Source organism: Leptospira kobayashii, from assembly GCF_003114835.2.
Lineage (GTDB): Bacteria > Spirochaetota > Leptospiria > Leptospirales > Leptospiraceae > Leptospira_A > Leptospira_A kobayashii.
This window is the reverse complement of record NZ_AP025028.1, coordinates 3,713,112-3,725,764: the sequence shown is the minus strand read 5'-3', so window position 1 is coordinate 3,725,764 and position 12,653 is coordinate 3,713,112. Positions and strand designations below refer to the sequence as shown.

General features: G+C 41.3%; 12 protein-coding genes. 8 read left to right on the top strand and 4 right to left on the bottom strand.

The window, feature by feature from the left end; all coding sequences use genetic code 11:
* Nucleotides 1–7: 7 nt before the first annotated feature.
* From fliW to DI077_RS16965, 5 genes are read left to right on the top strand one after another with little or no spacing between them, the layout of a single operon-like run.
* Nucleotides 8–469 carry a flagellar assembly protein FliW gene (fliW, locus tag DI077_RS16985; protein ID WP_109021468.1) on the top strand — a complete coding sequence of 154 codons (462 nt, stop codon included), beginning with the start codon at nt 8–10 and terminating at the stop codon, nt 467–469.
* Nucleotides 470–472: 3 nt separating this feature from the next.
* Nucleotides 473–712, top strand: a complete 240-nt coding sequence (gene csrA / locus DI077_RS16980) for a carbon storage regulator CsrA (RefSeq protein ID WP_109021467.1) — start codon at nt 473–475, stop codon at nt 710–712.
* Nucleotides 713–734: 22 nt separating this feature from the next.
* Entirely contained in the window at nt 735–2,480 is a 1,746-nt protein-coding gene (locus DI077_RS16975) for an acyl-CoA dehydrogenase family protein (protein WP_109021466.1), read from the top strand.
* Between the two features lie 33 nt (nt 2,481–2,513).
* Nucleotides 2,514–3,176 (top strand): lysophospholipid acyltransferase family protein, encoded by a 663-nt coding sequence (locus tag DI077_RS16970; protein WP_109021465.1) that lies wholly within the window; start codon nt 2,514–2,516, stop codon nt 3,174–3,176.
* Between the two features lie 48 nt (nt 3,177–3,224).
* Complete coding sequence (locus DI077_RS16965; protein WP_109021464.1) at nt 3,225–3,632, top strand: OsmC family protein; 408 nt, start codon at nt 3,225–3,227, stop codon at nt 3,630–3,632.
* Here DI077_RS16965 and DI077_RS16960 read toward each other — a convergent pair.
* The 4 genes from DI077_RS16960 to DI077_RS16945 form a co-directional block, all read right to left on the bottom strand.
* On the bottom strand, nt 3,629–4,702 hold the full coding sequence (locus DI077_RS16960; protein WP_109021463.1) for an adenylate/guanylate cyclase domain-containing protein: 1,074 nt from the start codon (nt 4,700–4,702) through the stop codon (nt 3,629–3,631). The two genes, DI077_RS16965 and DI077_RS16960, sit on opposite strands and share 4 nt — an antisense overlap.
* Before the next feature lie 106 nt (nt 4,703–4,808).
* Nucleotides 4,809–5,651: a metallophosphoesterase gene (locus DI077_RS16955; RefSeq protein WP_109021462.1), complete on the bottom strand. Its 843-nt coding sequence runs from the start codon at nt 5,649–5,651 to the stop codon at nt 4,809–4,811.
* A 1-nt stretch (nt 5,652) separates the two neighbouring features.
* On the bottom strand, nt 5,653–7,899 hold the full coding sequence (locus DI077_RS16950) for an alpha-glucosidase (protein ID WP_423241754.1): 2,247 nt from the start codon (nt 7,897–7,899) through the stop codon (nt 5,653–5,655).
* A gap of 56 nt (nt 7,900–7,955) precedes the next feature.
* The gene (locus DI077_RS16945) at nt 7,956–8,804 is read right to left on the bottom strand and encodes a sulfurtransferase (RefSeq protein WP_109021461.1); all 849 of its coding nucleotides are present in this window, start codon (nt 8,802–8,804) and stop codon (nt 7,956–7,958) included.
* Nucleotides 8,805–8,972: 168 nt separating this feature from the next.
* On the opposite strand from DI077_RS16945, the gene DI077_RS16940 reads away from it, so the two are divergent.
* The 3 genes from DI077_RS16940 to DI077_RS16930 are packed head-to-tail and all read left to right on the top strand — an operon-like array spanning nt 8,973 to nt 12,652.
* Nucleotides 8,973–9,848, top strand: coding sequence for an LIC11113 family protein (locus DI077_RS16940; protein ID WP_109021460.1), 876 nt, complete (start codon nt 8,973–8,975; stop codon nt 9,846–9,848).
* Nucleotides 9,841–11,298 carry a S1C family serine protease gene (locus DI077_RS16935; protein ID WP_109021459.1) on the top strand — a complete coding sequence of 486 codons (1,458 nt, stop codon included), beginning with the start codon at nt 9,841–9,843 and terminating at the stop codon, nt 11,296–11,298. Before DI077_RS16940 ends, DI077_RS16935 begins: the two co-directional genes overlap by 8 nt.
* Nucleotides 11,288–12,652 carry a PDZ domain-containing protein gene (locus DI077_RS16930; RefSeq protein ID WP_109021458.1) on the top strand — a complete coding sequence of 455 codons (1,365 nt, stop codon included), beginning with the start codon at nt 11,288–11,290 and terminating at the stop codon, nt 12,650–12,652. The genes DI077_RS16935 and DI077_RS16930 overlap by 11 nt, the downstream gene beginning before the upstream one ends.
* Nucleotide 12,653: the final 1 nt, after the last annotated feature.

Below are 12,653 nucleotides of genomic sequence, written 5' to 3'. Positions count from 1 at the left end.
AGTTTAAATGTCAGTAACAATTCACACAAAACCTTTTGGAACCATTCAAGTGGAACAAAAACAAATCCTGAGATTTCCGGGCGGACTTCTCGGATTCGAACAATACACCGAATATGCGTTAATCGAAGAGAACGCGGAAAGTCCATTCAAATGGTTGCAATCGACAAATGAATCCGGTCTTGCCTTCATTATGATCCAGCCGGAACTTTTTCTAAATGATTATAAACCGGTTATTTCGGAAGAAGAGCTGAAAGATATCGACCTCTCCAATTGGAGAGACGGAATTGTTTTTCTAATTGTTACGATTCCTCATGATAACCCGAGAGGAATGACAGCCAATTTACAAGGTCCTGTTATCATCAATGGGAATGCAGGTAAAGGAAAACAGTTTATTTCCAGGGATGAAAATCATCCGATTCGGAAAAGTATCGTAGAGTCAATGGAAGAGCCGGCTTCCGAAAAGGTATAATGCGTGTTAGTTCTTGCTAGGAGAAGCAATCAATCCATAATGATTGGTGACGATATCGAAATCGTCATTGTAGACATCAAGGGTGATCAGGTAAAAATCGGGGTAAAAGCTCCTAAGAACGTATCCGTACATAGAGCGGAAGTTTATAAAGAGATACAGGAAGAAAATAAAAAGGCTGCCGATACCAAAATCAAACCTGAAGATCTGGGAAAACTAGGCGATATCTTCAAAAAGAAACCGTAAGAGATAGCGGGGAAAAATAATTATGATTTCGAATAATTATTTTTCCGATGATGAAGACTTAAAAGTATTCTTTGAACATTTGATCGATTGGCCTTCCATTATAGAATCAACGGAAGGAAAAGATTTTGCGGACCACGAGATTTATAAACAAACCGGCAATCCTCGATTTGAAATGGCACCTTCCAATGTAAAGGAAGCCATCGAACTATACAGATCGAGTCTCGAATCTCTGGGTGAATTTTTTGGAAAAGAAGTTTCTCAGGTTTCGCAAGCCATGGATCGAAATCATTTACGTTATGAAAATGGAACCGTGATTTTTCCCAAAGAAACAATTTCAATATATGAAAAATTTCGGGATACGGGTCTTATGCCTTATTCCATTTCTAGAGAAGCCGGTGGACTGGGATTTCCGGCAACGGTAGGTGCATTCTTTGTAATGATCATGGCAAGAGGGGATGTTTCCTTTTGTATGACTATTACGCTTTTGAATCTTGCACAGATCGTCTCCCGATTCGGAACAAAGGAACAGATTGAAGGATTTGCCGCAAAAGCAGCATTAGGTGAGTCTCTTTTTGCAATGGCACTTACCGAACCGGATTTCGGATCGGATCTGAACAATGTCCGCACAACCGCAACAAAAATGGAAGATGGAACTTATCGTATCAACGGAACAAAACGTTTTATCTCACAAGGATGCGGGCTTGGGCCTTATCCATCCAGCTTACTCACTCTTGCCCGAACCGGAAAACAAAACGGAGCCCGCGGTCTTTCCGTGTTTTTGGTAAAAAGTTCGGATATATCCGTTGCAGGAATCGAAACAAAGATGGGGATCCATGCTTCTCCTACTTGCGAGATTGTTTATGAAAATACTTTCGGAGAAATTCTCGGAGAAGAAGGACTCGGTCTCACAAAATATACAACCGGGATGACAAATTTCATGCGGTTGGGAAGTGCCGCCGGTGGACCTGGTGGCGGGGCCGGTGGATTCTATGAATGCAAAAAATATGCGAATGAAAGAATTCAATTTGGGAAACCGATTTCTGAAATCCCTGCAGTCGCAGAAATGATTCATAAGATTCAAAGAGAAGTGAACGCGATGAGACTTCTTACATTTGAAACTGCATACGTAGTGGATATGTACCAGCACCACCAAATTCGATTGGAGAAATCAAACAAAGAAGATAGAGAAATTCGAAAGGACGAAAGAGTCAAGACCTGGGGGAATCTCGCTTCGATTCTCACTCCGATTGTAAAATACCATTGTTCCGAAGAAGCACATCGATGTGCATATCTTGCGATTCAAATTCACGGTGGTGCAGGTTATACGGAAGATTACGATGTCGCGAGAATGTTCAGGGATTCCAGGATCAATACCATCTACGAAGGAACAAGCCAGATCCATGTGAGAATTGCTTCGGGAGCCATTGCCTCGGGAATGACTTCGGATGGAAATTTTAGAAAATATATAGATAGGATCAGAAAAGAAATCGAATCTCCATCGGTTTTTTTACAAGAGCAATCCAATATATTTGAAGAAGCTGTGGTGGGTTTTCGAAATATACCCGAAGAAGATGTTCGTGAAAAAGTTGCGGAAAATCTAATGATCATCACTGCAAGATATCTTTGTAGTCTATTGTATGAGAGATCACTCGGAAAGTTAAAAGGAACCGATGTATATGACCGCTGGATTCGTGATTCCCGCGCTTATCTTATCGACAGCACCGCCATTTCAAAAGCTTGCATTTATAGGATTCAAAATGCAGAATAAAAAAACTCACTCTTAAAATTTAAAAAATATTCTATGAAACGAAAATTCCTGGTCTGGTTACTTCCTCTTATCGTTTGTTTTTTGCAAAGATGCATAGGATTTACTTCCCGATTCAAAGAAATCGGAAAAGAACCCTATGATTTGTTAGTTGCAAAAAAATCTCCTTTGATTCTATCCATTTGGCATACAAATGTATTATATTCCCCTTATCTGCATAGAGGCAAAAACGTAGGAGTTCTTATTTCCGAATCCAAAGACGGTGATTTTATCAACCAGGTTGTATTGAGATTCGGAAATACCAGCATTCGGGGAAGTTCTTCCAGAGGCGGATCCAAAGCTTTGAAAGCGGTGATCGTTCATCTCAAGAAAGGACTTTCCGCCGCGTTCACTCCGGACGGACCCAGAGGCCCGGCACTCATCGTGCAACCGGGGTTAATCGCCGCGGCACAAATCACTCAAGCTCCCATTGTTCCTTTTCATTATGAATGTACGAGGCAGTGGATTCTGGAAAAGGCTTGGGATAGACATAGAGTTCCCAAACCATTCACCACCTTTGTTATTTCCTACGGAGATCCCATTTATATTCCACGAGAGATGAATGAAACTGAATTTGAAAACCAAAGAAAACTCGTGGAAAAAGCAATGCTTGCCAATCGGGAACGTGCGATGTCGGAAGTGCAAAGATTAAGTAGCTAACTTTAAAATAATTCTTGTTTTCTGTGATCCGTCTTCGGGAAATAAGATATGGCCAACTCATTCGCAAAAGATATCATCGTTCGAACGGAAAAAACAAAGTATGCAACTTCCATTGACACCGGCAGCCACCGATGGACGGCCGATGAATCGGCTGAAGCCGGTGGAACGAACTTAGGTCCCGCTCCTACACAAATTCTGGTCGCTGCACTCGGTTCCTGCACTTCGATCACCGTACGGATGTATGCTGATCGAAAAGAAATGCCTTTGGATGCGGTGGAAGTTTCTCTCAATCTGGAAAAAACAGCTCCCGACCAAACCAAAATCATTCGCAATATCAAATTGATCGGAGATTTGACCCCGGCGCAAAGAGAAAGATTATTGCAAGTGGCGAATGCCTGCCCCGTGCATAAGATCTTGAGCGGGACTATAAATATCGAGACAGGGCTTACGGATTAAACAGTAAGTTTTGCGGTATAAACTGTGGTGTATTGGGATCTACCACGTAACATAGATTTGCCGATTCTTTGAACCGACTTTCCTTCCGGATTGATTTCGCGATAGGTTGATTCGGTGAACAAAAGAGGAGTTTTCGCTTGTTTGGTGAGCTTCTCCAGACGGGCCGCTACATTCACAGTATCACCGATGACAGTAGTGTTCATTCTGGATTCCGTTCCAACGGTTCCTAAAATGACAGGGCCCGTATGAATTCCGATCCCTATTCGAATCGGGGAACGGTTTCCTTGGGCCAGAAATGTATTCCATTCTTCCAATACCTCCAACATTTCCAAACCGGCATTCAACGCGTCTTCCGCTCTATGGAAGAGTGCCATGGTAGCATCTCCTATGAATTTATCGATAAAACCGGAATGTTTGGTGATCACCGGCTCGATTTGGGAAATGTACTGGTTGAGTCCTTTGAAGATTTCCGCAGCGGAAAGTTTTTCAGAGATAGAAGTGAATCCTCTTATGTCGGCAAATAATACGGTTAACTTCAAATTGGCTGCGGCACCCGGTTGAATGGATGTTAGGTCGTTGTGTTTTAATTCGTTTAAAAACTGATCCGGTACGAATTTGGAACTAGCTGAGAGTAAGGATTTTACTTTGTTTTGGGAAAATACCAATTCCGAAATATCACTTCTGATACCGATGTATTCTTTGTTGGTTCCGTCCGGGTTTTTGATCGGAATGATCGCAGTATTGACAATGTATCTGCTTCCGTCTTTCGCCTTATTTTCAATTATACCTTTCCAAATCTGACCTGCCTTGATGGTAGCCCACATTTCTTTGAAACTCTCTTTCGGCATATCGGGATGGCGGACGATATTATGAGGTTTGCCGATGAGTTCCTCTCTTGTATATTTTGATAATCTGCAAAACTCATCATTCGCATAGGTGATTTTTCCCAAAAGATTGGTCATAGACACGATCGTACTTTTGTCGATCGCTTCTTTGTATTGGTTTAGTAACTCTTGGTAATCAAGTTTTTCATGGGCCGAGTCGGATTCGTTTGTAGTGATTTCTTCCATAAGCGCTATATATGAAACTTAGAACATTATGTCGTTCTAAAACCAATTCATATTGAATACCATGAAAAAACCGACTCTCGTATTTACCAGCAGCAAATGATAGAATTTATACCCAAATAGGTATGGCAGTCACAGAACCGCCGTTCCACTCTATTTTTGTATGAAAATGTTTTCCTTTCCGAATGCGCGGTACTTTTGCTCCATTTATATAAGTAGTTCCGCCCGTATATACGACCGATTCTCTTTCTCTTTTTGATACGGGAGAATGATGGTGCATATGCCCCGATAAAACGGCAGGCACTTTTTTACCTTTTTGTTTTGCATACTGAATTGCAAATTGAAGGTCTTCATCTCCGATATCCCCTCCTTCTTTTTTGAAATCGGCTCCGTATATCGAAGTGGGTTTGTCTCCAAGACCATAAGATCCGTTATGTGATAGGAAGATCAGATTTTCTTGGGAGACGGAATCGATCAAAGCCTTGTATTTGATTTTGGATTCTTCCGAATTGCTAACTCCGTACACGGAAGATAGATTTTTTGCAAAACTAAACCCGTCCCCCATTGCATGAGGTCGCCCCACAACAAGTGTTAAACTTTTTTCTTCGGACAGTACGACTGTACTATAACCCATGATGGGAAGAGGCCGGACTTTTTCGGAAAAAACTCTCATTCGTTTTGCATAACCGAAACTCCCCAACCACTTGAGAAAGGAGAGGTTTTTTACTTCTCCGAGTAGTCCTAATACGTTGGTTCCATCCCAATTTCCGGGGACCAGATACGCTTTCTTTTGCAATCCTTGGAGGGAAAAATCGAAACCGATTTTTCCGAAGGAACCTAATTTTCCAAAATCTCCTGCAAAAAATAAAAAATCATAATCTGAGTTATTGAAATACTCCACATCTTTCTCATTCCAAAAACCGTGGATGTCTCCGATCAATGCGAATTTCATATTATTTTCCGATTTTGGAAATAAAGCCGCGGAGAGTTTTCTCTTTCATTCCACCTAATCGAATGAATGCGGCCGGTTTGCCCAACGGAACTTCCACTTGATAGACAAAGTTCCCTTGGAATTTTTTCCCCGTCCAAATATGCTCCCATTCTCCTTTGGGTAAATAAACCTCCGTTTCCGTTTGTCCGGGTTTCGTGATCGGGGAATAGAGCAAATCGTCCCCCACAAAAAACTGATACGGAAATTTACGTATCTCAGTATCATTCGGTTCCACCAGATAAGAATGACGAACTACCGGTAAGCCGGTTTTATTTGCCTCTAACACGAGTTCAGTGAAATAATCTTTCAGAGCATAGTGTAATTTTCCCATTTCCGCAAACTTCGTTACCGTTTCTTCATCCGATCGGGATGCGACTCCTTCTTTGCTCGTATATTGATATACTTGCCAGTTTTTTAAAGGACGATTTCCTTCATGAGTTCTGAATACAGGTGTAAACGCCGAAGTTTCCGCCCAACGAAGCAACAGCTCTTTGGATCTATGGTAATTGGCAATCGGGTTGGAGATGGTAGTATATCCTCCGATATCGCTATGATTCAAAGCAAATCCGCTGATTCCCGAAGAAGTAAGCCCCAAGATGGAAGAGGGAAGGCCGTCGTGTTTTCCCCAACTCACCAATTGATCGCCTTCCCAGAATAAGGTGGAGTATGCATTGGAATAACTGAATCCCGCTCTGGTAAAGAAAACGATTTTTCCTTCTTTGCCGGCTTCTTTGATCGCTTCTCTGTTGATCCGTGCCCAGTCCACAGGATATTTATTATGATAAACTTTTGCATCCACTCCTGAAAACAGCTTTGCGTCATACGGCAACCATTCTCCGAAATCCGCCATCCAACCGGATAGTCCTACATCGATCATATTCTTTTTGATCAGATCTTTGGTCCATTTCACAGCGGAAGGATTGGTTAAGTCGATGAGATAAGCGGGAAAACCAACTGTCTGAATGAGATAATCTTCTCCCTTCGAATTTTTGACCAAATAACCTTTGTTTTTTGCTTCGGTAAGAAGCGAATTTGTAAAATCGTCTCCTCCCGGTTTTTTAGGATCTGTGTCTGCTAAGAAGGAGTTGATATAACCAAGTACTTGGATGTTTTTCCCGTTCATGCTTTTTACGAAGTTTTTGAAATCAGGATAAAGAGTCTCTTCCGCATACCATCTCCATTTCAATTGATCTCCGAAATTGGTAACACGTCTACCGCACCAATCTTGGATCCATAACGCCGTCACAGGATTTCCCGCTTTTTTGGCTTGGTCGACAATTGCGGTAACTTTTTCCGCTCCGCCCTGCACTCCGAGCCAAGTTCCGTATGCCCAATCGGGAAGTGGTGCGAACCTACCTGTTTTTTTGGTATAAGCTTCTACCAATTCTTTGGGATGGGAGCCGATCCATATTGTCCCTTTGAGTCCGTTTTGCAAATTGGTTTCCCAAAGTTCGATGGATACCGAGTTTGAATCCGTCAGATCGAATTTCGAATAACCGCTGTTTTCTATAAATAAGGAACGATTCTCGGAACTGATATAATGGGGGATGGGTGCGTAAGTAGTGTATTCGTTTCCGCCTGCACCCGCCAAAAGATTGGCACCTGTGGTGATTGGTTGATCTCCTCTTCCTACACCTTGTTCTTCAGTGAACATAAAAGGAGTTTTGCCTTTGAAGTTGTCATTGGAAAATTGTTCTCCGAAACCGTAAAAGGATTCTGTTTCCTTGCTATCGTAAGAAAACCAAACTCTGTTTAGGCGAATATCGGAAAGTTCCAGTGAAAACGAGACTTCTTTTTCGGATTGAGGAATAAATTTAAGTGAAAAACCGCTGTCACAATTTTTGCCGGAAACTTTTCCCTTGAGGACCAATTTTCCGTTTTCAACTAATACTTGTTCGATGATTTGGTCGTTGCAAATTCGAACCAAATCGTCTTTGAAACGAAACGATGCCATTCTGTATTTGACATCGGCATTTCCTTCGGCCGCCCTTATGAACGGGCGATCCAGAGACAGAGAGATAAATTCCTGTTTGGACTTGCTATGAAAAATTTTGATCGAATCGACGGTTTGTTCCCATGAAATTTGAGAATTAATAGGTGTTATGCTAAGTGGAGAGGAAGGAAGTCGAATTGTTCGGGTAGAGCAGTAAAAACTGATTAGAAAGGGAAAAAGAAGGGTGAGAGAAATGCGAACCAATGCCATGGACATCCTCCGTGGGAAGTCCTTTGATTCGTTATGGCATTGGTGATTTAGTAAATCTTTTTTTATACTTTCTTGCGATCAACTCCACCTACGCGAGGTGCAGCAGCTGTAGCTGTTTTTTGACCGAATACGGATACCGCTTGTTTCGGTAGACTGGATTTTCTCCATTCAAACCAAGAACCTTGGTATGTGCTGATATCGATATATCCTGCTTCTTGTAGCATCAACGCAAGTAGACAAGAACGCGCTCCGTTGTAATCGTAAATCACAGTAGGTCGCTCCGGCATAAAAGGGAAACCATTCAGGCGTTTTTTGAATAAAGAACGATCAATCAAATTTGCTTCCGCATCATATAGATTGCGCCAATCCCAAAGGAAAGCACCGGGAAGACGTCCGCAAAGAGTTCCTTCTTCCGGAGCAGTTAGGCGGGGAAGTCTGCCTTCATACTCGTCCATTGTGCGAGCATCGAAGATTTGTAACTTGGTAAGATTTTTTTCCATAAAGGCTTTGTCTACGACGCCTTCGATCGGTTTGGTTTTATCTGAAGGAGGGAATTCTAATTTCAATGTGCCCGGTTTTTTATTTCCTTCGAATGGCCATTTTTTGGAGAGAACGTAACTTTCTTTGATGCCCATCCCGCGAAGAAGAAAAACCATCCGGGTAGAAAACATACCCATGCCTTCATCGAAGACAATTACTCTTGTTTTTTTTGATTTTTGGATCTCTTGCGTAACTGCAAGCATAGGCCCATAGAGTTTCTTTTGTGATTCCGGGTCAGAACCAAATGCCTTTTTGATAAATGGGAAATAAAAGGCTCCATCTAGAGTTTCTTCTTCATATGCAGTTTGGGACCTGCAATCGATTAGAAAATCACCCGCTTCAACCTCTGTTTTAAGAAAGCTCCAGTTCAAAAAAATCTCCTTATCGGTACATTACTTTCCACCCCTCTCTTTTTTGAAAGCCTGAAAACCAAAAAACAAAATCGTTTTTCTTGCGAGACATAATTCGAAAAGAAATCGAAACCGGATCATCAATTCTAGGGGGGCGATCCTCCGATATTGAATACTACCTGGTCCAATATGAATTCGATTTCTTCCAAGATACTGAAGTTGCTATTTTTACTTATTTTTATCGTTCAATACGATTTAAAATCAGGAGAAATCATTCCCAACTCCCCCAAAATCAACTTAAGCAAGTTATATGAAAGTCTGGGAGAAGATAATAAAAAAGAAAAACTTAGTTCGATCAAACATTCGATAGGTAAAAAACATCTTTTTGCGAAAGCGGACGAGGACGGATGTAGTCTGATTTTGACTCAGAGTTTCGGTACTGTGAAATATTTTTCCGTTTCTTGCAATGGAAAACCCAGGGAAGGATTGATTCATTTTGCACATTCTTCCCGAAAAGGACAAATCCCGGAAAGGCATTTTCGTTTGATAGGGATTCATAAAATAGGAACTAAAAACTATATAGAGATTTCACTCGGAAATACGAAATTTGAAACTGCGTCGGTTTCGAATAACAAAGATGATACGGAATTTCAGTATATTCGTTCTCCGTTTACCAGAAAGTCCGAGAAAAAAGAAATCTATCGCGAATTGAAAAATCCGAATCTTATTTATTTCCGCACGATTGCTTATGATAAAAATCGCAGAAGGGAAGCTCCCAGCAATTTGGAAGTTTTTTTTGATGAATCCTGTCCCCTCGTGTTTTTAGAAAAGGATGAAAGTTTTTATTGGGATAAGACCATCTCATACGTATTTCAAATTTCCTGTGTGAAAGATACTCCTTATGCACTTGCCCGCATTCCCGGAAATAACGAAGGCAGATTGGTTGTTTCCGATCAAATCTCCCGATTGCCGGAAAAGGGAGAACGGTTTTATGCCAAACTCCGTATGAGAAAGATTACCAACGAACAGGCGTTCTGGGAGGAATTCAAGCTTTATTATGAATAAATCGTTCTCAATCCATCTCATTCTATTTTTCAGCTGTATTTTCGTCGCGGGATTGTCCGCACAGGAAGATCCGAGCGTTGATACGATCTTTCGATCTGTGGTGTTGATTCGCAGCGAAGGATTTGCGACGGAAAACAAGATCCAACCTTGGATGAAAAAAAATCTAAGCACCGGGCTAGGTTCAGGACTTGTCATTTCCAAGAATACCATTCTTACCAATGCACATGTGGTGATGGATGCAAAAAGAATCACGGTTCGAACCGGTGCGAGTAAAAAAGAATACTCCGCCAATGTGAAGTTTATCGGTTATGATTGCGATCTTGCCTTGCTTGAGGTAACGGAACAGGGATTTGCGGAAAACACAGGTTCTTTGAGTTTTGCCGAGGCCTATCCTGCATTGGGATCTGATTTACTCGTGTTAGGATTTCCTAACGGTCAGGAAAACCTGACAGTGGAAAAAGGATCGGTTTTGCGTTTGGAAAAAAACCGTTATAGTTTCAGCGGTCTTGATTTTAGAAATGTAATTAAAATAAATTCAAACATCCTTCCGGGAAATTCGGGCGGCCCTGCTGTGCAAGACGGTAAAGTGGTCGGTTTGGTTTTTCAAATCAGTAAAGTAGGAAGAGACGTTGCCTATTTGATTCCGAATGATATCATTCAACATTTTTTAACGGATGTGATTGACGGTAAATACGACGGATTTCCCAGCTTGGGTTTTACTTTTCAAAGCGGATCTCCCGTTTCCTTAAAACAAGTGTTAAAGATTCCTGTGGAAGAATCGGGGATCTTTCTGAATCGGGTTTATCCCAATTCCACTTTTTCGAATACTTTGAAAGAGAAAGATTTTTTAGTCTCTTTGGACGGTTTGTCCGTAACTGCGGACGGAGAACTGAAACAACAAGGAGTAATGGTCTCCTTGGTGGATTATATTGAAAGCAAACAGTTGGGAAATAAGATCTCTTTCGAACTGTACCGTTCCGGTAAAAAATATCAGGCGGAAGCGACTCTACAGAAAAACTTTTCTTTGGATTTGTACCGGGAGGTAACTGATAATTATCTTCAGGAAGCCGGGCTTGTTTTTCAACCTGTATCCCGATCCTTTTTCAATTCGGAGGACGGTGATTTGGATAGTTCGTTAAAATACCATTACAGTTATTTCATCCAGGATATACTTTACCGTTATACGAATCGGGACATCGTACTTAGCTTTATTTTTGAAGATTCTGAAACTGCAAAATACAAAAAGTATAAATTCAAGGTATTGGAATCTCTCAACGGGATTGTTCCCAAAGATCTGAATGATTTGAAAAAAATCTGGAAGGACAACGCAAAAACTTTCATAGTATTGCGATTTAGAGGAATGGATCTTCCCATCATTCTAAACCCGGAGTCCGTCAATGGAATCAACGTTCGCGTTAAAAAAAGATACGGAGCCGGTTATGAAGAATAAGTTCCTGATATTCATATTATATATCGCAAGTGTTTTTGCACTCACTGCAGGCAATATTGAAGACGCCAATTCGATTGATGTGCAGGTTGTGTTTCAGAAGATCAGCCACCAAAATCCCTGGATTGTAGGAGAGCCGTTTTCCAAAAGAGGAAAAGCGATTCATGTAGGAAAGGGTTTGTTTTTTACAGTAACCCTTTCCCAACAAAAACCTTTGTTTGCGGAATTTGACTCACTCGATTTTTCCACTCCTAAGTTGAAAGTGGAAGCTTACGATCCGGAAACGGGTTTTACCCTCTTACAGGCGTTTGAGGGAGAAAAATTAGTTAAAGCGGTCTCCTTGGAGGAAAAGTCGATAAAAAAACTTTGCCCTACCGGAAAGTCCAGATATGTTCAACTTCCTTTTTCCAAAACACCGATCAAAACCTATTTGCTGGAGAAAAAAGAAGGAGAAGATCCCAATTTTTCTTTCAGCAAATCTACGTTATGTGGTATCACTTATCTTGATTTTTTGATTCCTACGGAATACGTAAGGTATTTTTTAAATGAAACGGGCGCAATCCGTTCCTTTCCTCATCCCGGATGGATCTTTGATGTACATCTCACTCCTTCCGAAAAAGAATATTACGCAAGAGATATCGGACGAGGAGTACTGGTTTCCGAATCTTTTCCCGGAGTAGGCCCGGCTTACAGTCTGTTCCCCGGAGACTTGGTTTTGTCGATCGGCGGAAATTCCTTAAGCTCTTTGAATGATTGGGATCGTTACGATCGTGTGATGGATTTGATTCTAAGGGATTCTCAAGGGAACTTGAAAAAGACAGGTTCCTCTGTGGATTTAACTCTGTATCGAAATCATTCCAAACAAACCATTTCTTATAAGCTCGCCCCTTTCAAAACGGACGGATTTCTCATTCCCGAACAAGCACCGGATCGTAAGCCTACCTACTTGATCGTGGGAGGTTTTTTCTTTACCGAGTTAACCGGTTCTTATTTGAAAGAGTTTGGTAATGAATACAGGGTGAAATCCGAGAAAAAACTTTTATACTTAATCGACTTTTACCAGAAGAAAACGCATCCTCTACGGGAAAGGATCGTGATTTTAAGCAGGGTATTTCCGTTAGAGGGAAATGTAGGCTATCAGGATTTCCAAGATTTGATTTTAGAAACGGTGAACGGGACAAGAGTGACTTCACTCAATCAATTGAAGGCGAAACTTGATAAAGATGACACCGGTTATTTTGCCTTTGAATTTTCCGGCGGTAAAATAGCCGTTTTCACAAGAAAAGATATCCAGACGCTTCAATCGGAATTGCAATCAACCTACAAGATCGGAAAAGTTCAAAATTTAGAAGAATAAT

Coding starts and splice junctions, on each gene's coding strand:
- fliW (WP_109021468.1), top strand. CDS start 8: ATGTCAGTAACAATTCACACAAAACCTTTTGGAACCATTCAAGTGGAA.
- DI077_RS16975 (WP_109021466.1), top strand. CDS start 735: ATGATTTCGAATAATTATTTTTCCGATGATGAAGACTTAAAAGTATTC.
- DI077_RS16970 (WP_109021465.1), top strand. CDS start 2,514: ATGAAACGAAAATTCCTGGTCTGGTTACTTCCTCTTATCGTTTGTTTT.
- DI077_RS16965 (WP_109021464.1), top strand. CDS start 3,225: ATGGCCAACTCATTCGCAAAAGATATCATCGTTCGAACGGAAAAAACA.
- DI077_RS16960 (WP_109021463.1), bottom strand. CDS start 4,702: ATGGAAGAAATCACTACAAACGAATCCGACTCGGCCCATGAAAAACTT.
- DI077_RS16955 (WP_109021462.1), bottom strand. CDS start 5,651: ATGAAATTCGCATTGATCGGAGACATCCACGGTTTTTGGAATGAGAAA.
- DI077_RS16950 (WP_423241754.1), bottom strand. CDS start 7,899: ATGTCCATGGCATTGGTTCGCATTTCTCTCACCCTTCTTTTTCCCTTT.
- DI077_RS16940 (WP_109021460.1), top strand. CDS start 8,973: ATGAATTCGATTTCTTCCAAGATACTGAAGTTGCTATTTTTACTTATT.
- DI077_RS16935 (WP_109021459.1), top strand. CDS start 9,841: ATGAATAAATCGTTCTCAATCCATCTCATTCTATTTTTCAGCTGTATT.
- DI077_RS16930 (WP_109021458.1), top strand. CDS start 11,288: ATGAAGAATAAGTTCCTGATATTCATATTATATATCGCAAGTGTTTTT.